Source organism: Marinagarivorans cellulosilyticus, from assembly GCF_021655555.1.
GTDB classification, from domain to species: Bacteria; Pseudomonadota; Gammaproteobacteria; order Pseudomonadales; family Cellvibrionaceae; genus Marinagarivorans; species Marinagarivorans cellulosilyticus.
On the sequence record NZ_AP023086.1, the window covers coordinates 4731352 to 4756911 of the forward strand.

Here is a 25560-nt window from a genome sequence, read left to right on the forward strand (position 1 = left end):
TTATAGCTCCTTCCTAAAGCCTAATTGCACGGTATTGCTGCTGTAGTTTTCTTGCTGCAATAAACTTTGTACGTTAAAAAATACCGCCCAACCACGCGGTAATACTAACGATGCGCCGGCATCCACTAGCATGTGGTTTTTATCGATTTCACTCGCAGTTAATTCAAACGCTTGCCCGCCGGAATAGCCGTTAATACCGCGTTGGCCAGAATTAATGACTTGCTCTGCAGTAATGGCAAAACGTGGTAAAAATACGCCCCAATTAAAATTAATGGCTCGGTCTATGTGTAAACTTAAACCGCTTTGTAATAAGCGTGTTTTTTGGCTACTGAAGCTGCTAGGTGTGGGGTTAGCGCTGGACTTTTCTTCGATATAAGCCTCAACAAACTGGCTTTGGTAATTAAGCGATAAACCCGGAATAAATTGCCAACCGCCTTTACGGAAGGTGTATTGCCCTTTAACAAAGGCAAAGCGGTTATTACCCGCGCTATCGGCGTATTCAAAGCTGTAATCTAAACTGGAGTAGCCCAACTGCGCTTGCACATTAAAGGCATCGTCGCGGTAGCTGGCAAAACCCAAAATACTCACATCAGACATATCAAAGTCGCCATTGCCTTTACCGTCGCTGCCGGTACCCGCAAATTCAACCGAGCTGTTCGAAAAACCTAGGGCGGCACCGGCCACCCAGTTTTCGCGCCATAAAACATCGGCGCCGATGGTGGCGCCATTTAAGTTATCTTTGTAACCGCTTTGCAATTCGCCGTTATTCATATCGCCAGCATCCTGCTCGCCGCTGCGCATATTTACGCTAGCGAAGATCCCGCCGAAAGCAAAATCGCCATCCCCTGCCGCACCGCCCAATGTGCCGTTTAATCGCGCGACTTCTTTTTCATTAAGTGATGCATAACTGCCGCCATCTAAAAATAACGAAACCGCATCGCGGTGGCTGCGCATGACATTGTTTGCAGCCTTGGGCGCCGCTTGCGCAATACTGGCAGCCTCGACAACACCTTCCTCGGCAACCACTGTAATAATTACCTGCGCCGTATCGCGCTCGCCGGCACTATTTTCGATGGTGTAGGTAAAACTATCGGCGCCATAAAAGCCATCGTTTGGCTGGTAGCGTAAACCACCGCCCTCTGCCTGCGTTACAGCACCATGGGTGGCCGCCGTATTCCCAACAATGGTTAAACCATCTTGGTCGGTGGAATCGTTAAAAAGCACATCTATTACCACGGCCGTGTCTTGCGGCACTTGGCGATAATCATCTGCGGCATTGATGGCCGCAAAGGCAGGGGTTGTAAGTAAAAATGCAGTTGAAGCAAGCGCAAAACGCGCCCTATTGAGCAATAACATAAAAACGTCCATTTAATAACAACGTAAAAACGAGAGAGCTGACAGCATAGATACCGTCTCTAAAAAAGCATAAAGAATAAAAATCTTAAATCTTTAGGTTTACCATAACCCGAGCGATAATTTCGAAGAAACCACCGTCTGTAATACTAAGTTCAGGCACAATTATTGTCGTGACGGGCTTAGTTTAGGAACCTCTTAACCGATTAGCGCAGGCAATTATAGATTTTGAGTGCGCACTTTATACTTATTGGCTAGATCCCGGCAATGCCAAAGCTCCACCAAAAAGTGCTTTTCCTCACAAAAGTACTGACTCAAAAGCGCTACAACAGCCCCACTGTAGCACTAAGTGATTCATGCATTTTTTTGGGCGGGGCAGCAATTTGCTGAGCAACCAAATTGTACCCGTTATTTAGAGGCGCCCTGTAGTAAAATATGACTAACATTCACACCCCCAAACAGCAATCAAAACGCCTTGCGCAGCCCAAGCTCCCAACTCACAGATCGATATTGATCACTCGCGACTAAGGTACGCGCATTAATAAAGCCTGCTAGGCCATTCGGCCAAATAATAGAGCTGCCGATATCAATATTGGCACTTTGCTTTTCTGTCGTGGCGGATAGGTTCGCAAGCTTATCATTACTACTTAATTGCTGATTGTACGTTGCCATAATACGCGGTAGTACAATACCCCAATCAAAGTTAAAGCTTTTATCTACAGCAAGAGAAAACAGCATTTTCGTTTCTCGTTGGCGAATAGTTGCATCAAGGGTTACGAGCGATTGCGCGCTTTGCTGGTCGAGTTGTTGTGATTGATATTTAAGCGCAAGCCCGGGCGTTACTCGCCAACCATTGGTCTGCCATAAATAATAACCATTAAGTAGTGCATACTGACTATCAAATTCCAATATGGCTTGCTGGCAGCTTTTCGCACTTGCACAGTTATTGTCATCAAACTTCGCTGCACTGTAACCGATTTGCGCGTCTGCCTGCCAAGCATCCGAGTTAAACCCCACAAATGCAATAAATGTTTTTTTTGCCATATCATAATCTGGGCGCGCAGTATTCTCACCACCGGCGCGCTGCTCACCATCACTATAGCCAAGCGCACTACCCATAAACCAATACTCATTAACTGTATAATCAAAACCGAGTGTTGCACCAGTAATATCAGCTTCCAAGCCTGGTACTTTTTTAGATTCCAAGCCTTGCCGTTTTAGGCTAACAAAAACACCCGCCTTCACCCCACGACTGTCTCCCGCAGCACCGCCCTGCCTTGGGCGCCAATAAGCCATATTGCGCAATATGCGATGCTCCGAATTACGTAAGGTTAAGAATTGACTAATCGAGTAACTATGGCCATCAAGGGCAGCGGCGGTTGAATACATAAACTGCTTAATGGGCGCGACATTATCAAGGCTAGGGCTATCCAACGCCGCATCGGACTCGGGGTCGATAAACTCAATGGTGACATCACCGCGGGAGGATTCCCGCGAATCATCGACCACTAGGTAGTAAAATGAAACCGTGCCAACAAAGTCCTCATGCGGCTTTATTTCGAGATCCCCATTCACACTAAAATCTCTAAAAACATTAGACGACGGTCCCAAAGCACCGAGTAATAGCACCCCCTCACCCGTATCATTCGCGAGCACGTTAAGAGTAACCACTTCGTTCTTTAAGGCCACCACATTGTCGGGGTTGGTTGTAGGTGCGGCCAGCACATTCCGCGCCGTCAACAGCAGAATAAAAAACGCCATTACTTGTATTAAAAGGTAACCACTGAATATTTTCACCTAACAATCCTTATTGATGAATCGTTTGAATCATGAAAGGCAAGCTGTACCCCTCCATTTAAAACTCGCATTTAACTTTCTGCCGGCCACTGCAACGGTGCCAAGGTTTCACTGACTGCCATTTTCAAGTCGGGGTTTTCGGCTTTAACTTTATCGTAGGCTTGTTGGTTTTTATCAGAGAGTGTGATGGTAATAGATTGAATAATGCTTTCCATAAGTTCTAATACTGGAGTGTTATCAATGCGAAAACGCTCTTGTCCAACGTGCGCAAACTCGCATTGACCGTTTCTAATGTTAGTCGCTTGAACCCATGAACCAAACGTAAAAGAAAAACGCAACATATGTTTATCGGTAATAGGTACGACAATATGATGGTCACGCGTGTTAGGCATATGAAATGGCGCAACATCAAAGCGGGCGCCGAAAACCGATAAACTTTTTAGAGACTTCCAATTAGCAGGTGCTAACCAATCGGCTTTATTGTTATCGTGTTTGTGCCCGTAATAATCGGTTAGGTATTTACACAACTCATACTCAAAAGCGCGCGGGTGAAATAACGACTCAGGTACATTTTTAGCGTCGGCTTTTTCATAATTGCGTGTAATTACTACTGCGGCACATTGTAATTGAGAAACCCCACCAATAAACCACGGACCATAAAAAGCCCACTCTCTTGCAAGAGTCAGTAATTCCAACCAGTTTTGGTTAGGCATTCGACTTTCAGATACTGACCTGCAAACTAAATCATTATTCTTATCTATATGTCGAACTTGCCCACTATACGCATTCTTGGGAGAGTGTCTCGGTGCCTTGAACGCGATAGTATTATCACCTAAGGTTAACGTTAGGTTTTGCGCCCAAGCAAAGTTTGGCCCTTGCATATCGCACGGGCCTTTGCGGGAGCGTAATTTTAGGCTGGAGTACTTTAAATAATTTCGCATTAAAACTTACTCTTCACTCGGTCATAAAAAGCGGGCATTTTAGCCTCGACGACTTTTGCCCCGACCGCCGCACCACCTAATACTTTTCCGGCTGCGGCAGCCGCGGCACCTAATGCGGTTAAAAACGGTAATGCAGCAGCAGGGGCCACCATACTTACACCCACTCCACCAGCAACAGTCGCCAAAGTTGCTCCTAAGCCCTGAATACTCTTACCTTGAGCAATAATATCCGCTCCAGCTTTAAACGCGCTGTAGTCGCTTTCATGCTTTAAACGATCTAAAATCACACGTAATTGTCCTTGATTTGCCACAACATCAAACATATGGGCACTACTGAATTTACGGTCAAGCTTTAAACCCACCGCATGCGCAGCCTCCAACGCTTTATGGGGCGCGCTTGTGGGGCGATATAAAAACACATAATGATTATCAAGCTTTACGCCTTGCGCGGCTAAAATCGTCATTGCCTGAGTTAACACCGCCGAACCACCAAATTCACTAATCCAGCGCACGCCATTCACCTTACGGGCGTCATGCATAGTTTTAGCTAACAACAATGCCGAACCATAAAGATCCTTATTGTTATTTGGCTTAATTGCTTGCTGATAATTTTTAAGGCCACCTAAACTGCCGAGGTTAGGGGTGTAGTGGAAATCAAAACCTCCGGAATCGACATAAGTCGCGCCGCCAGATATAGGCGAGTTAGCTAAACGCGGTGCAATTTCGCCCGCAGCAGTTTTTGGCTCATCGTGATTGGCATCACCGATTGCCACAAGCCTATTTTCTTTGGCAAGAGTTAGACCAGACTTTACAAAATCAGCGTCCCAACTCACCCCTCTTTTATCTGCCCGATAAAGCCCTGGCGCATCGCCACGTTTTTGCAACTCAAAATAATCTAGGTCCGCTTTAAAGTCCAAAACCTTAAAACCATCATTAGCCAGCTTTTCTACGGTGACCTTACAGCCCGGCAGTATCATCACAAATTCTTCATGCCCATTGCGCAATGCGGGGCCGGGTTTTACAAAAATATTGTTTTGATGCAAGCGGCCATTGACCAAAGAATGAACACCGTTAACACACAGACCCGCCCAATAGTTACCTCGGCGGGCAAGCTTGACCATTTCATGGTATACAGGCTCGGCTGTTGGGGTAATGCTAACGGGCTTGCCGGCGCTTTTACCTGCAATAATGATTTCGCGGCGGATGGTTTTGGGGCTACTGGTGTCCAGCATGGTGAATCTCCTTTTCGATGGGATGCTTCTGGCTAATGAGAAGCGATTGAATAATACGATGGGCATTTTAGCGTTGGATGTTACTGATGGCCAGCGCCGTTAAACTCGCTGGCTTTAGCCCATAAACCTAAAAACCGCAGTTGAACCATCAAAGTCTATTTTGGCTCTCAACTGCGGTTTCTAGGATAAAAAAAGCGCAGCTCCTGAGGTGCTGCGCTTTTTAAAAATATGATGCTTGCCGGCTGGTTAAAACTCCCAGCGCCCGCCTAGGCTCCAGCCACTTTGATCGTACGCATCGTATTGGCTTATTTGGTGGTAGTTAATAAAGCCCGAAAATCCATGCATAAACATGGCGCCCAAGCCAATATCGATGCTTAGCTGGTGTTTATCCTCGGTAGCGGGGATTAGCAATGACCACTGGCCATCAAAATTCACGCCCTGCCCGCTTTGCTTGCTATCGATACAGTAATCCGATGCCAAAGTTAACTGCGGCATTAATACGCCCCAATTAAAGTTAAACGCGTAGTTACCGTAAAGGCTGAGTACGCCACTCAGGTGGCTTTTGCTGTGGTCGTCATAGTAGATGGCACCGCTTTCGTTGCTCGCGCTAAAGCTATCCACGGTATTGCGGCGATATTTTAGGCTGGCACCGGGCATTATCTGCCAAGCCTGCCCGGTCAATGCATACTCGCCTTTAATTAAAGCAAACTGCGCATCGGCATCTACCGCCAGTGCCTTGGCGGTATCGAACTCTGCCGTGCTGTAGCCCATTTGCATTTCACCTAACCAACGGCCAGCGCGCAAGCTTGTGAAGGCCAATAAGGATTTTTCGTCCATATTCCACGCATCGCCAGCGCTATTAGCCGTGGATGCTTGCTCCCCATCGCTGTAGCCCAAAGCGCCGCCGACTAACCACTGGCTATTGATATTAAAATCGGCACCTAGGGTTGCCCCTGCAACATCGGCGCCTACTTCGCCACCCAATTTAGAATCTATACTTTGGCGATTTAAACTGACAAACACGCCGCCTAAAGGCAAGGTATCGTCACCGGCTGCGCCACCTTGCGGCGCAGTCCAATAGGCTAAATCGCCACCAATAGTACTGCCCGCTTGGCGCAGTTTAAGGAATTGACTAATAGAACGGCTATGGCCATCAAGGGCAGCGGCGGCTGAATACATTAACTGGTTAATGGGCGCTACATCATCAAGACTGGAGCTATCCAACGCGGATTCGGATTCGGGGTCGATAAAATCGATGGTAACCAGACCTCGATCCAACTCCAAAGAATCATCAACGACAGAATAGACAAATGTGACCCTACCAACAAAGTCTTCGAAGGGTTTTATTTCAAGCATTCCATCAACACTAAAATCAATAAAAATATTTGATGAAGAACCCAAGGCGCCAAGTAATAACACCCCCTCACCAGTATCATTCGCGAGTACGTTAAGAGTAACCACTTCGTTCTTTAAGGCCACCACATTATCGGGGTTGGCTGTAGGCGCGGCTAAGCAGGTGCTGGCAACGACTAGCCCCACAAAAATTGACAACAAACGGGGTAGAATACCTTTACAGAAGCTATACATTTACCAACCCTATTAAAGTGTTACTTGGCGAATAGTCATGAAGACTTTTTAATAAATGGGCTGCAGTTTAACCAAAATGTATACCTGTTAACAGTATAAAAAGCGCGCACCATATAAATAGCTTTTCAGGCTGCACAATAGTAATACAAAAAAGCCGCGCAATAGCGCGGCTTTTTTGGGCTACCAGCATATATCGGTGGTATCGGCCCCGCCCTCACTTTCGGCAGTTTGCCGCAGAGTTTGATCAATCGAAAAAGTGCGGCAGTCCTCGTCGCGTAACTGGGCGCCAACTGCCGTTGCAGTAATGGTAAACGTACTACAAGGCTCTGCATCGCAATCCTCAAGGGTGATGTTGTACCAACCTTCAGGGGACGCTGCGCCACCCATTCCATCAAGCGTTGCCGAATAGGTAGAGTCTTGAAAAAAATGCCGCTCCTGCAGTGTGGCTATTCGCGTTAAAGTTTCTCTGGCATCCACCCGGCGGCTACGTTCTATATAGTCCTGGTACGAAGGTAGCGCTATGGCTGCCAATATGGCGATAATCACCACAACGATCATCACCTCTATTAGCGTAAAACCGCGACTACCGAAATTATAGCCAGCCCTTACTTTATTGTTTATGCCTACTACCACGGAATTGTTACCTCACGCCAGGAATGTCTTTGTGATGGAATATTAAAGTCCAACTTCGGAAGCTCTATTGTTTCAGACTTAGAACCCACGGCAATTAGATTTGCGGGGTCGTTAATATCCACCCCACCACCTTCGATTACAATAGGTAGGATAACTTCATCTACCGTTTTAGTATTATTGTTCAGCGAAAAGTCGGTGCTCGCAGTATGCGCTTTGCTGACGTAAGGGGAATACACGCCAGAGCGCATATCAAATAGGTACACGTAACCTAAATCACCATTGACATCACAGCTGGTTTCCGCCGCCGAGGGAATAGTTGTTGAAACATAAAGTGTTGAGGCCAAATAGCCCGTAATAGTGTGCTGGCGCTCATTGGGCCTAAAGGTTCTAATCCAGCCATTAATGTTCTCGTCCTCACGAATATAGGCTCTTAAACCGTCAATATGGGTTAGGGCTTGGTTATTCACAGTTGGCGCGTTAGCAATATCCCCTTGCGTACTCACCCTTATACCTGTGGTAGGCACAAGGGTAGCCTCGGTAAACGTGGGTAAGGCCGCATTGGGAACAACGACGTTTTCATCCTCTTTTAGACCGATATAAATATTATCACTATTCACCTCATCGGCATCGCTACGTGCAAAGTAGCGGCCTGTACCAGCAAAAACCCAATACACCTTATTGTTAATCACCGTTGTTGGGCGGGAGACTATGGGCTTACCTGCAGCAAACATTACTGAAGATGTAAGGCTTAGCTCGCCGCCGGTAAAAGTGACGGCCGCACGTACCAACTCGCCAGTGGGGTTAGCTTGTGTACCGGCGACGGTGCCAAAGTAAATTGCATCATCTCTAAAGTCTCTGTCCCAATCCATGCCGTTGATGGCGCCGATAAAAGCGTTATCGTCCAAAATGGTAATACGCGTAGGCGTTTGCAAGGTTGGCGGTGCAAACGCGGCCCCTGCGGCAATACCGGCATTGAACTTCATAGTAAATAATCGGGGTTTTTCTATGGTGGCATCCGCCACAACTAAAGGGTTATTAGCCGGCAAATCTTCGATTTGGTAATTTAACTGCGCCGTGCGATCGGTTAATTGGTCGTAACCGCGCGGGCCAGAGCCAAATACCAAATACCAGCCACTTTCACCGCCCTCTTCTACCCTAATCACATCTGGCTCGCCGGTGGTAAAACCTAGCTGTTCGTGAGATATTTCGGCAATGACTTTAGGCTCGGACGCATAACGGTCGGTAATATCTAACACCACGTAGGCTGGGCGGGTGGTGATATCCACTACGTCGTCGCCATCAAGGTCTACTGGGTATTTACCGCCGCCCATACCAGTACCTACCACTAACACTGTACCCCAACCCCCAACATGGACCGCATCAGGAGTAAAAGCCTTAATGTCGAAGGTGCGCATATAACCATCAAAATAAGGCACATGCTGATAATTAGTATCGGCCAACCATTTTAAATGGGGCAAAAGGTTAAAAGGGATATAGCTCCAAAGCTCTTCCCCTAAAAAGCTTCCTTCTGCACCAGCAGTAAAACCATTGCCCGACGGGGCGCCCGCATTTAGCGCGTGAATCATGCCATTGTTGCTAGCAACATAAACCACCTTACGCTTGTTTTTATAAAAATCTTGATAGTCTCGGTATGTGCCGTCATTAAACTCGGACCAGTAGGTGTAATCTGGCACTCCCTGAATTACTGGGCTGGTTAAAATGTCACCCAGCAAGTAAGTTTTTTCCACCAAGGTTCGCGAGCGGTAGACAGGATCATCGGGATTCTCCTTAGGGTGGTCAGGATACTCCTTTCCCTGAATATAGCTAATTAACTTATCGGGGGCTTCATCCGTCAACAGTTTACTCAGGTCCCCCGTAAAGGCCTGCTCCTCAAAACGCACCGTATCGGCGGTTGTTGACGATACTAGGTCGGTATTGCCATCGGCAGGTAGTGCCTTTAGTTGACTGGTGTAAATATTACGCTCACTTGGCAGCTTGGCATTTAGCGTATCGGTTGTGGACCAAATATAATTAATATCATCAACCGTTGCGTTTACAGCCTGCTCCTCATCTTCATCAATACCATACCGCAGCACTATAGGGTTACCATCGGCATCGGTATCGGATGTGATTTTTACGATAAGGTCATCGCCATCTAGCACTTTGTTTAGGTTAGTGTCTTCCCTTAAGCGCTTTTGACCATCGAAAAACAATGCGCCTATTTGGCCTACCCAGGTCACGGTGGCGCCACACTCTGCCGCGGCGGAGGATTCGCGCTTGGCGTAATACACCGTATGCAAATACAAACCGCCGGCGCCATCGGTAGCGGCGGCCTCGCCACCACCACTAGGGGTAGTGGGACCAATGGTGCTAATAACGCGCTCTAGATCTTGCTCCAACTGGCCAGGGTCATTATTGTTAACAAATTTGCCGCACGAGGCTTTGGCGGCATATTCAATAGGCGACGCTAAAGCCTTGGTCGTCGGCGGTATAACACCAATCGGATACTCACTAGGGTTACCATCATCATTATTAATACCACAGCCGGTATAATGATCCCCTCGGTCTTGGTTCCCCTCATAAACCCTTGCACCAGTCCGGCCAATACACCCATAACTGTTAAAACCATTGATACCAGATTGGATATAAATGCCATCTGCACCCGCTCCGGAAACAACATAACCAAAACCTAAGCGGTCAGCCGTCGACTGGCCAATGACTTCCGTTTTAATCTCTAATATTGTTTGGCCTAGATTGTTAGCGGCTAAGCCATAAGTAATCAAGCCGTGCATATCTTGGTCAAAATCGCCACCCTGTTCGCTATCTTCCCAGTTAACATAAAAGGTACCACTACTTCTGTCTGCGGCCATACTAATGACCCGAAAATCCACTAGGGCGCAAATGTTTTTCACGGAGTGATCGCCGCTACCGTAACGCCCTCGGTTTTCGCAATAGGGGGATATCACAATACCATCACCCAAACTCACTTGCGGCAACGCGGCCGACAATTGAACCCCGTGGGTGCGAATGGTTTGGTTGCCCTCTAGGGTAGCGTTAATATCATTATCGTCAGCCTCTAGCTTAGACACAAAACGGGCTAAGCCGGCAATATTCCAAGAGCCTTCTTTACGCGGGGCATCGGGACAGGCACCTTGGGCACCCGACAAATCATTAAGCTCTTTTACGCTACAAGCATCATTATTGGTAACATCGCTGTTACCCACAAAATAACGTCCGCCTACGCCTTGCTCTGTACCCACAGTGTTGGTACGGCTGGTAATATCTGCCAAGGTTGGGTTACCTTTAATACCCTCTCGAAAATCACCAATGTCGCTATCGAATGTTTGCGCACCAGAATTTAAGCCCAATACATTCATATTGGCGCAAGCGTATTCGGGCTGTGTTACTGGCACCCAAGGGGCTACAGTAACGCCGGCAGGCCCGAAGGCTTCGTGGCCGTTATCAAGTGTCGCATCAACTGTAGGCGCTGCTGCACCCGCAAAATAGCGGTAACTTTCGGCTAGTATTTCCCCTATAGGGTTGCCCCAATCGGAGCATCGATCCGTAGCGGCAAGCGCACCTTCAGCATTATCTAAAAATCTTGAACTCCCCCATTCGCAATTAAGGTTGTAAGACGTATCATCAACATTGGGAGCAAATTTCCAATGACTAATACGAAAGGAATCTAAAATTTTAAAAATGGTGTCGCCGTCTTCAAATATGCCGTTGTCATTAATTTGATCGGCAATATCGTCAAAGTTTTTACGTAACACCCCCCCAGTTTTATTATTGCTATAGCCTCCGGTCATTAATGCCCACTCAACATCGCCAGTCATACCGTATTTTTGCAGCAGACCCTCGGGTTTATAACCATTATTGTAGGCGGTACAGTTTTTTTGCTGTTCGATAAATAGGTTATCTGCGCAAACTTCTACTCGCACCTGAAGGTCGGCAATAACAGCTGTTGGAGAATTTGCCTCTGCATTAAAATTTAAAGCTTGAAGTACAGCATCAACATCAATGCCTTGGTCATTTCTATAAGCTACCAAGGTTTCGCTAGTGTAATCGACGGCCCCGTCGTCGCCTCGTGTTATCTCGCCCTGCAACAAGCACTGGTGTCGTTCACCGGATGCCCAAAATGAATAGTTACCGCTGGCAATACGCATTAAAGGTTTGTTTGTATTATTAACACTGAGCTGCCCTAGCGTATGTTTAGTGGTATTACAAATTGTAATTTCGCCGGTATAAGGCGTAAGTTGGTTAATATCCGCCTTGTTATAATATTTAGCAAAACTGTGTGCATCGTTCGGTAAATAAGAACGCTCCAATATTGTATTGCTTGCCGTTTCTGTGGCTGGGTCGCGATAGCCGCCATAAAGGATAGAGCGCAAAATATCGATGCGCGTCATGGTCGCCCAGTTTAGGAAATTACCGCTCCAAGTACTGCCGTTACATAAATGGTTATTAGCTGAGGCCGCAATAGAAAACGCATTATCGACACCGCTGTAACTGTAACAATGCTTGTTGCTAAAGTAGCCCGCATAATCTTGCGTATTGTCGTACGTGGTTTCTTCTAGATCTAAGCCACCAGACTTATCCAGATCGTCGTAGTCGGTGTAAGCCTTAAAATACAGCTGATGGTCATTCGACATTGCCAGCATTAATAGCGGTGCAACGCCTTGATCCAGCGAGCGCGGCAATGTGCTGTACTGGGCCATCGTTTGGGCATAGCTTAGTGACGCAACAAAAACGGAAAACAAACACCCTACAACGCTATGTTTGATCGCGTTAATAAAACGAAGTTTTGTTTGCATGGAATCGATCATTGTAAGTCCACCTTAACCATTGCTTGAGTCATTACTTCGGAACGGTCGCCCAGCCCTTTGGCTATTGCTGTTATTCGATAAAGAGGCATATAAATTAATTCGTCATCACCCACTTCTTTATCATCAATTGTGCTTGTTAAGCCGCGTTCTTTTGGAATAAAACATCGAAACTCAACGAGGTATTGCGTATCGATAGTTTTGTCATCGGCATTTTCATCGGCCCCAGCAGCCACTTTCACGTTGGCCATGGTCACGTAGTTAGTGGGATCGGTCCAAAACTCAGCAACGGTCACATCATCCTCTTTAAAAATACGGCAGGTTCTATAAGGGTCGTCAACTTCATACTCACCATTAAAACAATTGCCATTCGCGCACTCGGCAGTAAAACTTGTAGGAATTTCGTTCAGCGTTGGCGGGTTGTTAATAAGCCTTAATTCAATTGCACGCAGGGTAGATTCGGCCGCCTCAAAAGCCATGGCTCTATCGCGTGCACTGGCGATCATTTTCATTTCTAAATTGGTGCCACGCATGCCTGCTGCCCCCAATAAAGTCGCAACGGCTAATAAAACTAAAGCAACAATTAAGGTTGCCCCCGACTGATAGCGCCTCATAATTTACCCCTGATTCCTAACGCGAACAGTTGCTGTTGCAACTTTTCGAATATAACCGTCGTCAGCACCATTACCCTCGCCGTCGCCCTCTGCTACCCCGTTCACTCGGCTATGGGAGCGCAACGTAAGCTCTAGACGTACAGCTATTGGGCTAACTTCGTTACCCACTGGCTCACTAAATACTGCGGCATCATTGCCAAGTGTGATTTGCATATCCTCCACGCCCACGGCCAGCTCTTCAGAGCGCGAAGATACCGTGGTGCCATCCATAATAATGACCTCTCGCATTAACGCGGGCATATCCTCGACTACGCTCGATATGCCGATGTAATAGGCATAAACAACAAGCGGCGTTAACCGCGACCCTTTCTGAAATTCACTCACCCCAAAGGAGCCATTGGCATTAGTTGCCGTTACTGAATAACCACCATCGACGTCGGCTACGGCACCGGCAGTAAACAGGCTGGCTGTCGCACAATCGTGAGAAACTAGCGCCATAGGTTGGCCAGCTTTAGGCTCTACGCCTGCACCCACCTGAATAGATCCGCCCAAGCTTGCCAGATTATTATTAAGCACCCACTCGCTACTGGTATCTGTGTGCCGCACAATAAATACATCCGTGCCTTCGCGCACAGAACCTCTAATTTGATCGGGTAAACCCGTATTACCTGCATTGACGTTATTGAAAGCCTGCAAAGCCGAAAATTCATTACTGCCGTCAACAAGGAAACCCGGCTGCGCAGTTGCTACTCCCGCGGAGTCAAGCTCCCCATTCGCAGTAGTCATACAACCGATATACCCTGCTACACGTATTTCGCGCGACAGTGTTTCTATTGCATAACGAGCATTTTCCTGAATTTGCGATATTGCTTGGTTATCTAAGTAGGTGCGTTTGCCGCTAATAACCACCTGTATAACGCCATTCAGTATTATTAGGCCGATTAACATGGCAATCATTAATTCGATTAACGAAAAACCCGATGAAGCCGCCCTTTTTATGGTATTCACAAACTATAACCTCGCAAAAAGTACGTATTCAATCATTTCACTATCCTCACTTGGATCTAGCTGCTGATTCGCTAAATTTTGCTGGGGGTAAGTAATAGTCACTTTAAAAACAATATCTTTTGCTTCGCCTTCATCGACATCGGTTTCAATCGCCTCTATGGTGCTATCGCCACCGGGCAATTGCTTCCTCTCCACAAAAACCTCATCCTTCCAATTAGCAAAATCTGGAAAAACCAGCGCAACAGTAGGCTCCAACTGCTGCTCATCAGTTAGCGCCGCCATATTCACCCGCATCCGTTCTATAGCGTCATTAGCCAAAAACATCGCCTGAGATGAACTATAAGCCTGCTGATTAAGCTTCATGGATTCGGCCTGCATCGCAAATACACCCAACAGCCCAACAGCTAATACAAACAACGCTATCATTACCTCCAGTAACGACGCACCATTTTGAGTATGCTTTTTCATCGAATTTACCGCTAATTACAATTTAAGTTAACTTCTTCTGACCGGTCGTTTCCGGTCGTTCCGCCTTCACCTTTATCGAATCGCGCCTTTTGCAGCGTCCCGGCAAAATCTGTTTGATAGGCTCGACCACTAAATTCAACAGTGACGCCACGCATCATTCTATCGCCAGCACCTCCGCCAGGCTCACAAGCCGAGAAAACATAACGTTCCTCGTCACGGTTGTAACCCGCAGCATTAAACGTAATCGCCGTTACGGTTGCCGCTGTTTCGGTGGTTACGGTAATTGGGTACCTACCATCATTATTGAAGACTTGAATCACGCTATCGTTAGCATCAATAACAAACCAACCATCCACCCAAGTCGTAGCATCGCAATCTTCATTCGCACAAACGCGTACCTCTAACCCTCGACTTGCGGCTTCTGAGCGCGCCGTTGTGACAGCAACAGTAAAGTCATCGACCAGCGCATCGATGTTGTATCGAATAATCATTGTCCGAAACGAAGGCGCCGCGACAGCTAACAAAATTGAAGCGATAGCAATAGCTATCATCATCTCAATTAATGTCACACCTTTGTATGATTTCATAAACCTAAAAACCCACACCTTGTATTTGGCAATTAAAACACCAAAATATATTTAACGCATTCTTGCAGTGCAACATAGTCCTTTCTGCATGTATTTCTCAAGCACAAACTTAGGAAAAACGTGACATATTGACGTTTTTTTGACAACAAAGACATCAAAAAAAGATTACAGAATTCGTATTCTAAATGCTATTGGACACCTAGCACTAAAGCCTTAATAGGCTGTGCGCATAATACCCCAAAAGTGATGAAAAAATGACCAAACCTAACGGCGCATCGGTAAAATGCACTCTAACGACGACAAGATGCAAGGAGACTTAATTTTTGAGACGGGGCGCTCATTTTTTATACAGCTATAAAAATGAGCGCTTTAACTACACAGAACGCCTTAACAGGATGAGACCTATCAGAAAGCTAACCCCTATTGGTGCGAGCACCGCAATTAACGGGGAAAAACCAAACAATAAGCTACTCGGGCCAAGCAAATCTTGCGTTGTTTGAAACACAATACCAACTATTACACCCGCAAACACACGAAAGCCCATTGTCACTTGGCGCAGAGGGCCAAACACAAAAGAAATGGCAATCATAACCAAGCTAAGCGTTGCCAGTGGTTGAAATAACTTCTGCCAAAAAGCTAAACGGTACTCCAACCCACTTTGCCCTTGCTTCTCTAAATAACCGGCATAAGGTAAAAGTTTTTGCATCGGCAAACCACTTGGCTGCAAAGCGATAACAGACAACAACCGCGGTGATATTTCGGATTCCCAACGGCGAGAATCAAAATGCTCTGTGGCCACACCTTGTGGCGTTAGCGTTGTGACAACACCTTCTTGTTCAAACCAGTGGCTACCTTGATAAATTGCCGACTCCACATAAGTCATTGTTTGCAAGCGCCCTTTCGCGTCGAACAACATGCGTGTCATACCCAGCAATTTCCCATTGGGTAACACGGCACTAAAGTGCATATATTCTCGGCCTTCGCGGTTCCACACACCCCGCTGACCAGTTAACGCTGTAGCGTGCCCTAGCGCAATGGCTCGCCGACTTTGGGCGTACTGGTCTAAAGTCGGCGTAACATATTCACCCAACACAACGGCAACAATAATAAACCCCAGCACTGGGCGCATAACAGCCCAAATAATGCGCTTAACCGATACGCCAGCCGCACGAATAACGGTTAACTCACTTGTATTCGCAAGCAACCCCAAACCAATAAGGCAACCCACTAAAGAAGCCAAGGGCAAAAATTCATAAACGCTAGAAGGCACAGACAATAGCGTGAAAATGACCGCTTCTAGAAATGTATAATCCGCGCTAATGTTATCGAGCTGATCGATAAGCATTGCAATAACATCCAATGCAACCACAACTAACAGCACAACCAAAATGGCGCCGGCAACAGAAATGCCAATGTAATGATTAATCCTACGCATGGGTTTTACCCTCGCTTACAGTCGCCGAGGGGCCCTTGGCTTGCTTCCTGCGCGGCAAGCGCAACGCAGGCCAAACCAGCATAACCAAGGCCAGGTTTAGAAAACCTAAATGCACAACCCATAATAACCAAGGCGTTGGCGCCTTGCCTTCATCCAAAAGCCCTCTGGCAGCATTACAAGCAACCAAGTAAATGACATACAATAAAATAGCAGGGATCATTTTGGCGTAGCGGCCGCGCCTAGGCTGCGTGCGGCTTAACGGGACAGCAAGCAATGCCACAATCATAACCAGGGCCGGCATTGATAAGCGCCACTGCAATGCCGAGCTGGCTTGCAAAGTGTTGGCTTCCCATAGTTCTCGCGTGGACATGGCATCAATAATGTCGCGCTGCTTTGCTTGGTAGTCGCTATCCGGCAAAAATTGTGCGTAAGAGCGAAAGCTCACAACTTCATAGTTGGATTGCCCAGGCGTACCATGATATTGGTAGCCATCACTAAGCACTAAATAGCGACGCCCCGATAATTGATCGACAATGGTTTCGCCCGTTTTGGCTGTCATTAAAGAGACTCGGCGCTCTTGGTCGCCAGGGCTTGCCAAAAAAACATTTTGCAGTCTTTTTTTATCTTCACTGACTTGCTCGGCATACGAAACACCGCCGCCACTTAGGCGATGAAAGTAAGCGGGTTTAAGCGTTTCAAATTCGGTTCGGCTACGCTGCTCTTCGATTAAAACAGAAGATGCTTTAGCGCCAACTGGGCCAAGGTACAAACTAAAAAAGCCCACCAAGCAGGCAACGCTAAGCGCTATAACTACGGTATACGCCACTAACTGACGCTCGCTCATACCGCAAGCCTTTAAGACAGTCATTTCACTGTCTACATACAAACGGCCATAAGCCAACAAAATACCAATAAATAACGCCAAAGGAATAATCAGCTCTAGATAAGACGGCAGGCGAAAGCCCATCAATGTGAACAGTACAGAAGCCTCTAACTTACCGGCTGCGGCCTCGGCTAAGTAACGCACAAAACGCCCACTCAAAATAATTAACAGCAGTACAGAGCACACCGCCGCCATACTGGTTAAAACTTCTTTAGCGAGATACCGAAAAATAATCACAATTAACCTTAAAGCGACTGAAACTCTGAATCATGGCGGGATCAGGGGGCGTACTTCACCCTAGAACAATTGGAATGGCACAATAGTTAGACACAAAACATGACGCCCAGCTAGACTTACCTTAAACTGCGGCCTAATTATGGGCGTTAGCAGCATTCAAGTCCACGATAAATCCGCATCAAACCCACCTCTTTCGTTTAGGTAAAGCATGGAATTTCTTTGTAAAACCGCTTCGTTTAATCAATACAAATCCGACTGCGCCGTGGTCTTCATCAATTTAAGTAAGAGCCTTTCTGCGCTTGCAAAAGCCGTAGACGCCGTATGCGATGGTGGCTTATCTCGCTTAATAAAAACCGGCGACTTAAATACAGACACCACAAACACGGCATGGATTTACCCATCCAGCAGCAAAACGCCTCGCGTGCTGGCCATAGCTACAACAGCCACAGCAAAAGAGCCAGCAAAAGACGATGCCGTAAAAAAGCTAGCTGCCACAGCGGCCAAGTGCCTTGCAAAAAAAGGGATTAAACAAGCATTTGTACATTGCGATGATTTAACACTAGGCCATGCCGAGCACTCCACAATTGGCCACATTGTAAGCCAAGAATTCACAACCGAGCTCTATCGCTATACCCACACAAAACCTGGGCACGATGCATTGCCCGAACTGCAAAAAGTCACCTTAGCGCACGGCCAAAGCACTAGCGTTAGCGCCCTCAAAAAAGGTTGCTTACAGGGCCATGGTCTAGGCCTTGGTATAAACGTTGCGAAAGAACTCGGCAATTTACCAGGCAATATTTGCACCCCAACCTATTTAGCCGAGCAAGCAAAACTGCTCGCCAAAAATAACGCCAAATTTACGACAAAAATTGTAGAAGCCGCCGAAATGAAAAAGCTCGGCATGGGCTCGCTGCTTTCTGTATCGGCCGGTAGTGATCAACCCCCTAAACTTATTGTTATGGAGTACAAAGGCAAGGTCAGCAAAAGCCCCAATGTGATCGTAGGCAAAGGCATTACTTTCGATACCGGCGGAATCAGCCTAAAGCCAGGCGTAGGCATGGACGAAATGAAGTTCGATATGTGCGGCGCCGCAAGCGTGCTGGGCACAATGCATGCGCTTGTTGCACTCAAAGCGAATGTCCACGTAATTGGTGTTATTGCAGCAGCCGAGAACATGCCTAGCGGTGGCGCCACCAAGCCTGGCGATGTGGTTACTTCTATGTCGGGACGCACTATAGAAGTACTTAATACCGATGCCGAAGGCCGCTTAGTCCTGTGCGATGCGCTAACGTATGTCGAGCGATTCAAACCTAAGAGCGTTGTCGATATTGCCACACTAACCGGCGCTTGCGTAATTGCTTTGGGTAATCACGCAACAGGTTTATTTGCCAACAACCAAGAGCTTGCCGATAAGCTATTACTCGCAGGCCAAAGCACCCAAGACCGCGCATGGCAAATGCCACTATGGGACGAATACAAAAAATCACTTAAGAGCAATTTTGCCGATCTTGCCAACATTGGCGGGCGCGAAGGCGGCAGCATTACTGCAGCCTGCTTCTTATCGTATTTTACCGAAAGCTACCCTTGGGCCCACCTAGACATCGCCGGCACGGCGTGGCACAGCGGCGCCAATAAAGGTGCAACGGGCCGCCCCGTCTCCTTGTTGGTAAACTACTTAGTTAACAACGCTTAAAAAGCACTTAATAGCACCTCAAAGTGCGCGCTCAGCTAACTCTAAGCGCGCACTACTGCGAACAAATCCGGCCAATTGGCTAGGAGCTAGGGATAGGCGTAGCTCGCAGGCATTCAAACACAATCAATTTGACACCACACTATGGCCCGCATTGATTTTTACGTTTTACAAAGCAACAGCTCAGATGCGAGGCAGGACTTCGCGGTAAAGCTCAGCCAAAAGGCGCTTCACCATCAACTTAGCATTCTCATTTGGCTAGACGACCACAACGCTGCCAGCACGCTGGACACCAAGCTATGGAAGAATCAACCAGAATCTTACCTGCCGCATGCTTTAGTTCCATCACCCGAGCCTGCGCCGCCTATTTTGCTGGCCGTAAATCAAGATCAACCCAATTACAGGCAGCTTGTCATTAACCTGCACCCCCAACCGCACCCCAACTATGACGAATTTCAGCGAATCGCCGAGATCGTAATACAAACACCCGAGGTGCTAGAGCAAACGCGCGCTAATTACAAACACTACAAGGCGCAAGGGCACGAAATATTTATGCATAATTTGTAGCTTTTTATAAACCTGCTATAACTAGATCACATACGATTTGGCAATTATTCACACGATCCACAATGGCAATGTCTCAAAACCGTCGTTTATCGCCACTAAATTGTCACACAGGTTAAAAAATAAGCTATATTTATCAGGCGTCAAAAACAGAGCTGTGATATTAATGAGTAGTAATACCAAAGAACGCTTACTGAGTGATTTAGAAGCATTACGCCACCAACTGGCTGAAATTGAAGCCTATGGCAGCGATAACGCTGAAAGCATACCCACTTTGGCCGCAATCCCTACGCTTGAAGTCGACAACATCCCGCTACTGGGCGATGCCGTACCTGCTGACCGCAACGAAGCTATTGCAGCACACAGAGAGGCAATGGCAAAGCTCGATGCAGAGCTTCGCGAGCTCGATAACGCCGAACAAACTATCGGCGAGCCGGCCAACGATGCCGCCAGCGACAATCGACCTTACGCACAAACAACAGCTACTAACAACACAACAGCCGAAACAGCTCCTGCAGCAGCCACAACGCAGCAGATCATAGCGGCCGAAAAAGACAACCCAACCGCTGTTTTTGCAACAGCAAAACAAGCGGCAGAAACCTTACTATCCTCTCACTTAAAGGCATACGCACATCCCATGGCGACTCCCACTGGCTCGGACGAAAACCCTTTTTTACCTCAGCATTTACGCGAGCGGTTAGATAAAAGTAAAAGCTCACTACTGGAAGAAATTGCACGATCAAGCGAATCCCTTGATGCTTCAACAGCATTGTTGCGCAATTTTAGTGGCGAACCAGGCAAGTCGCACCCTACACAAGCCGCAGCCCCTATGGACCACCAAGTATTAGTAGACACCTTAGTTGCAAAGTATTTACCTCTTATTGAGGCAGACTTGCGCCAACGCCTAAACACATCGCTACAACAGCAACTCGCCGCACAACAAAAAATGGTAGAGCCGTCACATTAAATACATGGCGCCTCCATCATCCTCGAGGCGCCAACTATATCCACCCTTCCCAGCTGTTAAACCAGTCACAACACCACTTCAGCCCCAACGATAGAATGGCTTCAAAAGAATAATCAAAAACAACATTCTGGGGCATGAGATGACGATCTATAATCAGCAGGCTCATTGGCAAAGGGAATTCCCAATCACCAGCGAATGGCAAGAAAAACTCCCTTCGCTGTGGCAACTGCACAAAAGCTTTTCACTCAAAATCATCCAGTGCATAGAGCCGCTATCTACCTGCGGAGAAAGAACTTTTCTTTTGGCCCATGAGACCCAGTGCCACAATGGCGTACACACCATTCGCGGCCTAGTTTACTTAACGCCAGCGTTCAGTGCTGTTTCACAGCTCGAAAGCCACGCCCGTGAATACTCGGTAGAAATACTGCACTCGCACTTTTACGGCGATCACGATAACCATTGCAGTGAAATATCCATTGCCGGCTAACAAACCGCAAAAAAGCGCGGAACCAAAATCAATGCCATGCAACTAAACTTCCCATAAGAGCCACCAAGGATTTATTGCATGCGCCAAGCACACGCCAAAATGCCACTAACGCGCCTAGTAATTAGCGCATGCGGCCTACTATTGTTTTTGAGCGGCCAAGCATATTCGCGACCAGAAATACTTAACACAGGCGATACGGCACCCAACTGGATGCTCAGAGATACTAACGGGGATCCGGTCTTACTTTACGAAGAAGTCGATAAAACAGCCGTGACGGTGATGTTTTTTTGGGCCACTTGGTGTCAAAAATGCAGCGAACTGCTGCCCGAATTACAAAGCTTGGCTAACTCAACCACACCCCAAAATGCAGCTTTTTATACACTCAATATTTGGGAAGACAAAGACCCTGCCGAACATCTTGAGTCACTCGGCGTGACACTTCCCCTCCTTACCAAGGCAGAATCTGTTGCTCAGCGCTATGGCGTTGGTGGCACCCCAAGCCTTATTGTAGTTGGCCCCAACCGTGAAATTTTACTTAGCCAGCAAGCCGGCGAAATCAACGACATCAAAAAAGAAATTAATGCACTATTAACCGCCAACGCTCACACCGCAAACTAAACAACTTAGCCATAAGCATTGCTTAGCGCAAAATAAGCAGGCTTACTCCGACTCAAAATCCTCCAGCAAATCCAAAGGCTCGACTTCATCACCTTCCATATCAGCATTCCAATTTACACCTACCAGCAATAAATCGTCATGCATACCCGGCAACCACTCATCAAGCAGCTCTTCCAATGCGATAGGAACAGGCTTGTAGCTAGCCCACTCATCCACGCAGTGCACTTTTGCAAACTCTGGTTGCGACCACAGCGGCATCACATCAACGGTTTCGCTAACATTTGATGGGCACAAAGCAAACCCCTCATCCCCCTCTAAAGCCCACACACACCCCGTTTCTTCTGCTTCCACCATAAAACGGTCAAAGTTTTCATCGAGATCTTTCGATAAGGTTACATCTGTCATTTAACACTCCCAAATAGTCTCGAGCCGCAGTGCCGGCAACATAATTAACCAAAATTTTTATCAGCAACGAAGGGGTTGTTTAAGCGCTCATCGCCAAAAGTCGACATATCGCCATGGCCGGGTATAAAGCGCACATCATCACCCAGTGGCCACAGGCGTTGAATAATGGAATTTACCAAGTGTTGCTGATTCCCCTTAGGGAAGTCCGTACGCCCGACCGAGCCTTTAAACAATACATCCCCCACCCAAGCCAAGCGATCGGGCTCACTAAACAACACCACATGACCAGGCGTATGGCCTGGGCAATGTATAACCTGCAATTTCGCGTGCCCTACGCTGACCGTATCGCCATGCTCCAGCCAACGCCCAGGCACAAATGTCGGCTGGGGTTCAAAACCCATCATGGCCGCTTGCTGGTCCAGCATGTGCAACCAAAAAGCATCTTCGCGGTGCGGCCCCTCAACGGGTACACCAGTTGCCTGCACCAACGCGGCGGTACCGCCAACATGATCCATATGGCCGTGCGTCAAAATGATTTTTTCGAGCGTCACACCTAATTGCTCTAGCTCAGCCAACACACGTGGAATATCGCCACCGGGGTCAACCACGGCTGCCTTTTTAGTTTGCTCGCACCAAATAATGCTGCAATTTTGCTGATAATGGGTAACAGGAACAATTTTGAACTTCATAACTTAAAATTTAAACCATCGCTGCGACGCCAGCAACACGCCGAAATACGGCCACTTTTATGCAAAACACTGCAAGCCGCATCATAATTTGCTGAAAATAACGCGGCATTCTAACGTGAGCTGTCTAGAATAGATATTAATAGCACTGGTTTTGGGGTTAGCTGCGCATGAGCGCCATATTGAACATGAGCGAGGATCAACGCGATGCCTTGCAAGAGCTTACCAACGTCGCAATGGGTCAGGCCGGCGACCGGCTCGCGCGCCTGCTCGATACATTTGTTGTGTTATCGATCCCCCATATTGAGATTATGGAACCACAAGACATCGCGATGACACTACAATCCATTGACACTACCGATACCATCTCTGGGGTATGCCAAGGCTTTATCGGTGGCGGCATCGCTGGTGAGGCCATTTTACTGTACAACGACACCAGCTTTATCGACCTCGCTCGACTGCTACAGTACGACGACGAGCTGGACGAGCAAGCCGAACGCGAACTCCTAATGGACACCACCAATGTTTTATTTGGCGCCTGCATCAAAGGCCTTGCAGAACAAATAGACATGGACTTTAGCTTTGGCCCGCCAACAGTTTTAGGGCAACATCAAAAAATCAGCGAAATGTTCGACCCAAACACCAGCGTTTGGCGCCACGCTTTAGTCACCGAAATCAATTACAAATTAGAAGGCTACAACGTGAATTGCGACCTTCTCATTTTAATGACAGACGAATCTATCGCACGCCTGATGTATAAAATTGACTACCTTCTCGAGTAACCCATGAGCAACGAAGAATTCATGCAAGATTTTCACTGGCTAATGGATGTGCTGCAACACATCGATGTTGGTTTGGTGATTCTCGATGAAGACTACAACGTAGAACTGTGGAACAGCTTTATGCAAAACCACAGCGCAAGGCAGCCCACCGACGTGCTCGGCTGTAACCTGTTTACAAGCTTCCCTGAACTCCCCATGGAGTGGTTCAAGCGTAAAGTTGAATCTGTTCGCGTGCTGCACAATTCAGCGTTTACAACCTGGGAGCAACGCCCCTACCTGTTTAAGTTTAGAAATTACCGCCCTGTTACCGGCATGACAGAGTTCATGTACCAAAACTGCACCATTATGCCCATAACCAATGCGCGCAGCGAAATCACGCATATTTGCCTCATTATTTACGATGTGACCGAGGTAGCGGCAAACCGGCTACAATTGCAGCGCGCCAATAGCAAGCTGCATATTATTAGCCAAACCGATGGCCTTACTGGCTTACTTAACCGCAAACATTGGGAAGAAGGCCTGCTTCACGAATTCAAACGCTACCAGCGCTACAAACACACCTGCAGCTTATTAATGTTCGATATCGACCATTTCAAGCGCATCAACGACACCTACGGTCACCCGGCAGGCGACGAAGTGATTCGACAAACCGCCGCCGTAGTCAAAGACTGCGTGCGTGATATCGACATTTGCGGGCGCTATGGCGGCGAGGAATTCACCATCATACTAGTGGACACCAATGCCGAAGGCGCCACTATTGTGGCCGAGCGTTTGCGCAAATCCATAGAAGCAAACACAGTTTATTACGATGAACACGTCATCAACTTCACCATTAGCTTAGGAGTTGCGGAAATACACGATCAAATCACTACCCCGGTTGAATGGATCGATGCCTCCGACCGCGGCCTTTACCGCGCCAAACGAGCCGGCCGCAATCAAACACAAATTTATTCGGCCACTTAAAACCAAAGCCGCTACCAAATGCATCCGTTATTTACCGATTAAGGGTTTACAGCCCAGCACTTAGGGATTAACGTGCCGCGATCCGTTTAAACTAGCGCACCAGTCCTATGTATAACTTGGCCAACCAGCTCACCCTATTTCGCATTATTCTTATTCCACTACTGGTTATTATTTTCTACCTGCCCTTTGATTGGCGCTTCCCTGTTTGCGCGACTCTGTTCACCATTGCCGGCATTACCGATTGGGCCGATGGCTATATTGCCCGCAAATATCAGCTCAGCACCCCTTTTGGCGCCTTCTTAGACCCAGTAGCCGATAAGCTTATGGTAGCCGTCGCCTTAGGCTTACTTATCGAACTACACGGCTCTATTTGGTTTACGCTACCGGCAACCGTTATTATTTGCCGCGAAATTGTTATTTCGGCGCTACGAGAATGGATGGCCGAAATCGGCGCGCGCGGCACCGTTGCAGTATCCATGGTTGGCAAAATCAAAACGACACTTCAAATTGTTGCAATCGTCGTCCTACTTGCCTTCGACCCCGCCAAGTACGACCTGATGGAGAAGCTGGGCTTAATTGCGCTGTATGTCGCAGCCGTGCTTACCTTATGGTCAATGATTGTTTATTTACGTGCAGCTTGGCCAAGCTTTAAACAAGGCGCCGACAACTCGAGCAGCGAATAAAAAAAACTGAAAATAGGGCTAGGCTTTAAAAAACTTTTTAGCTACAATGCGCCCCCTCTTAAGACGCAGACAAAAGCGTTAAGCGTTTGAATCTTAAGGTGGTTTTAGCAACTTAGC

Annotated in this window: 23 protein-coding genes; 8 read left to right on the top strand and 15 right to left on the bottom strand. The window is 47.4% G+C overall.

Going from position 1 to position 25560, the window contains the following annotated elements:
* The 13 genes from MARGE09_RS19340 to lptF all read right to left on the bottom strand — a co-directional run bounded on the left by MARGE09_RS19340 (nt 1) and on the right by lptF (nt 17598).
* Nucleotides 1–1356, bottom strand: a complete 1356-nt coding sequence (locus MARGE09_RS19340; RefSeq protein WP_236984784.1) for an autotransporter domain-containing protein — start codon at nt 1354–1356, stop codon at nt 1–3.
* Nucleotides 1357–1818: 462 nt separating this feature from the next.
* The gene (locus MARGE09_RS19345; RefSeq protein WP_236984785.1) at nt 1819–3150 is read right to left on the bottom strand and encodes an autotransporter domain-containing protein; all 1332 of its coding nucleotides are present in this window, start codon (nt 3148–3150) and stop codon (nt 1819–1821) included.
* Nucleotides 3151–3221: 71 nt separating this feature from the next.
* Complete coding sequence (locus MARGE09_RS19350) at nt 3222–3863, bottom strand: hypothetical protein (protein WP_236984786.1); 642 nt, start codon at nt 3861–3863, stop codon at nt 3222–3224.
* Between the two features lie 227 nt (nt 3864–4090).
* The gene (locus MARGE09_RS19355; RefSeq protein ID WP_236984787.1) at nt 4091–5323 is read right to left on the bottom strand and encodes a hypothetical protein; all 1233 of its coding nucleotides are present in this window, start codon (nt 5321–5323) and stop codon (nt 4091–4093) included.
* A 246-nt stretch (nt 5324–5569) separates the two neighbouring features.
* The gene (locus tag MARGE09_RS19360; protein WP_236984788.1) at nt 5570–6910 is read right to left on the bottom strand and encodes an autotransporter domain-containing protein; all 1341 of its coding nucleotides are present in this window, start codon (nt 6908–6910) and stop codon (nt 5570–5572) included.
* Between the two features lie 180 nt (nt 6911–7090).
* Nucleotides 7091–7543, bottom strand: coding sequence for a type IV pilin protein (locus MARGE09_RS19365; RefSeq protein WP_275068734.1), 453 nt, complete (start codon nt 7541–7543; stop codon nt 7091–7093).
* On the bottom strand, nt 7537–12369 hold the full coding sequence (locus MARGE09_RS19375) for a pilus assembly protein (RefSeq protein ID WP_236984789.1): 4833 nt from the start codon (nt 12367–12369) through the stop codon (nt 7537–7539). The genes MARGE09_RS19365 and MARGE09_RS19375 overlap by 7 nt, the downstream gene beginning before the upstream one ends.
* Nucleotides 12366–12980 (bottom strand): pilus assembly PilX family protein, encoded by a 615-nt coding sequence (locus MARGE09_RS19380; RefSeq protein ID WP_236984790.1) that lies wholly within the window; start codon nt 12978–12980, stop codon nt 12366–12368. The genes MARGE09_RS19375 and MARGE09_RS19380 overlap by 4 nt, the downstream gene beginning before the upstream one ends.
* Nucleotides 12981–12983: 3 nt before the next feature.
* The gene (locus tag MARGE09_RS19385; RefSeq protein ID WP_236984791.1) at nt 12984–13988 is read right to left on the bottom strand and encodes a PilW family protein; all 1005 of its coding nucleotides are present in this window, start codon (nt 13986–13988) and stop codon (nt 12984–12986) included.
* A 3-nt stretch (nt 13989–13991) separates the two neighbouring features.
* Nucleotides 13992–14456: a type IV pilus modification protein PilV gene (pilV, locus tag MARGE09_RS19390; protein WP_236984792.1), complete on the bottom strand. Its 465-nt coding sequence runs from the start codon at nt 14454–14456 to the stop codon at nt 13992–13994.
* Nucleotides 14457–14467: 11 nt separating this feature from the next.
* Complete coding sequence (locus tag MARGE09_RS19395) at nt 14468–15043, bottom strand: GspH/FimT family pseudopilin (RefSeq protein ID WP_236984793.1); 576 nt, start codon at nt 15041–15043, stop codon at nt 14468–14470.
* Between the two features lie 373 nt (nt 15044–15416).
* Complete coding sequence (gene lptG / locus MARGE09_RS19400; RefSeq protein WP_236984794.1) at nt 15417–16478, bottom strand: LPS export ABC transporter permease LptG; 1062 nt, start codon at nt 16476–16478, stop codon at nt 15417–15419.
* The gene (lptF, locus tag MARGE09_RS19405) at nt 16471–17598 is read right to left on the bottom strand and encodes an LPS export ABC transporter permease LptF (RefSeq protein WP_236984795.1); all 1128 of its coding nucleotides are present in this window, start codon (nt 17596–17598) and stop codon (nt 16471–16473) included. Before lptF ends, lptG begins: the two co-directional genes overlap by 8 nt.
* A gap of 208 nt (nt 17599–17806) precedes the next feature.
* On the opposite strand from lptF, the gene MARGE09_RS19410 reads away from it, so the two are divergent.
* From MARGE09_RS19410 to MARGE09_RS19430, 5 genes are all read left to right on the top strand, one after another.
* Complete coding sequence (locus MARGE09_RS19410) at nt 17807–19291, top strand: leucyl aminopeptidase (protein WP_236984796.1); 1485 nt, start codon at nt 17807–17809, stop codon at nt 19289–19291.
* Nucleotides 19292–19432: 141 nt separating this feature from the next.
* The gene (locus MARGE09_RS19415) at nt 19433–19855 is read left to right on the top strand and encodes a DNA polymerase III subunit chi (protein ID WP_236984797.1); all 423 of its coding nucleotides are present in this window, start codon (nt 19433–19435) and stop codon (nt 19853–19855) included.
* Between the two features lie 163 nt (nt 19856–20018).
* Nucleotides 20019–20819 (top strand): hypothetical protein, encoded by an 801-nt coding sequence (locus MARGE09_RS19420; RefSeq protein ID WP_236984798.1) that lies wholly within the window; start codon nt 20019–20021, stop codon nt 20817–20819.
* A gap of 139 nt (nt 20820–20958) precedes the next feature.
* Nucleotides 20959–21306: a hypothetical protein gene (locus MARGE09_RS19425; protein ID WP_236984799.1), complete on the top strand. Its 348-nt coding sequence runs from the start codon at nt 20959–20961 to the stop codon at nt 21304–21306.
* A gap of 78 nt (nt 21307–21384) precedes the next feature.
* Nucleotides 21385–21924, top strand: coding sequence for a TlpA family protein disulfide reductase (locus MARGE09_RS19430; RefSeq protein WP_236984800.1), 540 nt, complete (start codon nt 21385–21387; stop codon nt 21922–21924).
* Nucleotides 21925–21966: 42 nt separating this feature from the next.
* Here MARGE09_RS19430 and MARGE09_RS19435 read toward each other — a convergent pair whose 3' ends face one another.
* Together MARGE09_RS19435 and MARGE09_RS19440 are read right to left on the bottom strand one after the other, a co-directional pair.
* The gene (locus MARGE09_RS19435) at nt 21967–22329 is read right to left on the bottom strand and encodes a DUF2750 domain-containing protein (RefSeq protein ID WP_236984801.1); all 363 of its coding nucleotides are present in this window, start codon (nt 22327–22329) and stop codon (nt 21967–21969) included.
* 44 nt (nt 22330–22373) lie between these two features.
* Nucleotides 22374–23018: an MBL fold metallo-hydrolase gene (locus MARGE09_RS19440; RefSeq protein ID WP_236984802.1), complete on the bottom strand. Its 645-nt coding sequence runs from the start codon at nt 23016–23018 to the stop codon at nt 22374–22376.
* A 167-nt stretch (nt 23019–23185) separates the two neighbouring features.
* Here MARGE09_RS19440 and MARGE09_RS19445 point away from each other — a divergent pair, with 167 nt between their 5' ends.
* The 3 genes from MARGE09_RS19445 (at nt 23186) to pgsA (ending at nt 25443) form a co-directional block, all read left to right on the top strand.
* Complete coding sequence (locus tag MARGE09_RS19445) at nt 23186–23797, top strand: histidine kinase (protein ID WP_236984803.1); 612 nt, start codon at nt 23186–23188, stop codon at nt 23795–23797.
* A 3-nt stretch (nt 23798–23800) separates the two neighbouring features.
* The gene (locus MARGE09_RS19450; RefSeq protein ID WP_236984804.1) at nt 23801–24760 is read left to right on the top strand and encodes a sensor domain-containing diguanylate cyclase; all 960 of its coding nucleotides are present in this window, start codon (nt 23801–23803) and stop codon (nt 24758–24760) included.
* Nucleotides 24761–24867: 107 nt separating this feature from the next.
* Complete coding sequence (pgsA, locus tag MARGE09_RS19455) at nt 24868–25443, top strand: CDP-diacylglycerol--glycerol-3-phosphate 3-phosphatidyltransferase (protein ID WP_236984805.1); 576 nt, start codon at nt 24868–24870, stop codon at nt 25441–25443.
* Nucleotides 25444–25560: the final 117 nt, after the last annotated feature.

Excerpts from the sequence above, each read along its gene's own strand:
- MARGE09_RS19395 (WP_236984793.1), bottom strand. The coding sequence starts at position 15,043 with ATGAAATCATACAAAGGTGTGACATTAATTGAGATGATGATAGCTATT.
- MARGE09_RS19430 (WP_236984800.1), top strand. The coding sequence starts at position 21,385 with ATGCGCCAAGCACACGCCAAAATGCCACTAACGCGCCTAGTAATTAGC.
- MARGE09_RS19360 (WP_236984788.1), bottom strand. The coding sequence starts at position 6,910 with ATGTATAGCTTCTGTAAAGGTATTCTACCCCGTTTGTTGTCAATTTTT.
- MARGE09_RS19445 (WP_236984803.1), top strand. The coding sequence starts at position 23,186 with ATGAGCGCCATATTGAACATGAGCGAGGATCAACGCGATGCCTTGCAA.
- MARGE09_RS19435 (WP_236984801.1), bottom strand. The coding sequence starts at position 22,329 with ATGACAGATGTAACCTTATCGAAAGATCTCGATGAAAACTTTGACCGT.
- MARGE09_RS19425 (WP_236984799.1), top strand. The coding sequence starts at position 20,959 with ATGACGATCTATAATCAGCAGGCTCATTGGCAAAGGGAATTCCCAATC.
- MARGE09_RS19380 (WP_236984790.1), bottom strand. The coding sequence starts at position 12,980 with ATGAGGCGCTATCAGTCGGGGGCAACCTTAATTGTTGCTTTAGTTTTA.
- MARGE09_RS19420 (WP_236984798.1), top strand. The coding sequence starts at position 20,019 with ATGAGTAGTAATACCAAAGAACGCTTACTGAGTGATTTAGAAGCATTA.
- MARGE09_RS19410 (WP_236984796.1), top strand. The coding sequence starts at position 17,807 with ATGGAATTTCTTTGTAAAACCGCTTCGTTTAATCAATACAAATCCGAC.
- MARGE09_RS19350 (WP_236984786.1), bottom strand. The coding sequence starts at position 3,863 with ATGCCTAACCAAAACTGGTTGGAATTACTGACTCTTGCAAGAGAGTGG.
- lptG (WP_236984794.1), bottom strand. The coding sequence starts at position 16,478 with ATGCGTAGGATTAATCATTACATTGGCATTTCTGTTGCCGGCGCCATT.
- MARGE09_RS19375 (WP_236984789.1), bottom strand. The coding sequence starts at position 12,369 with ATGATCGATTCCATGCAAACAAAACTTCGTTTTATTAACGCGATCAAA.
- MARGE09_RS19415 (WP_236984797.1), top strand. The coding sequence starts at position 19,433 with ATGGCCCGCATTGATTTTTACGTTTTACAAAGCAACAGCTCAGATGCG.
- MARGE09_RS19450 (WP_236984804.1), top strand. The coding sequence starts at position 23,801 with ATGAGCAACGAAGAATTCATGCAAGATTTTCACTGGCTAATGGATGTG.
- MARGE09_RS19340 (WP_236984784.1), bottom strand. The coding sequence starts at position 1,356 with ATGTTATTGCTCAATAGGGCGCGTTTTGCGCTTGCTTCAACTGCATTT.
- pilV (WP_236984792.1), bottom strand. The coding sequence starts at position 14,456 with ATGAAAAAGCATACTCAAAATGGTGCGTCGTTACTGGAGGTAATGATA.
- MARGE09_RS19440 (WP_236984802.1), bottom strand. The coding sequence starts at position 23,018 with ATGAAGTTCAAAATTGTTCCTGTTACCCATTATCAGCAAAATTGCAGC.
- pgsA (WP_236984805.1), top strand. The coding sequence starts at position 24,868 with ATGTATAACTTGGCCAACCAGCTCACCCTATTTCGCATTATTCTTATT.
- MARGE09_RS19355 (WP_236984787.1), bottom strand. The coding sequence starts at position 5,323 with ATGCTGGACACCAGTAGCCCCAAAACCATCCGCCGCGAAATCATTATT.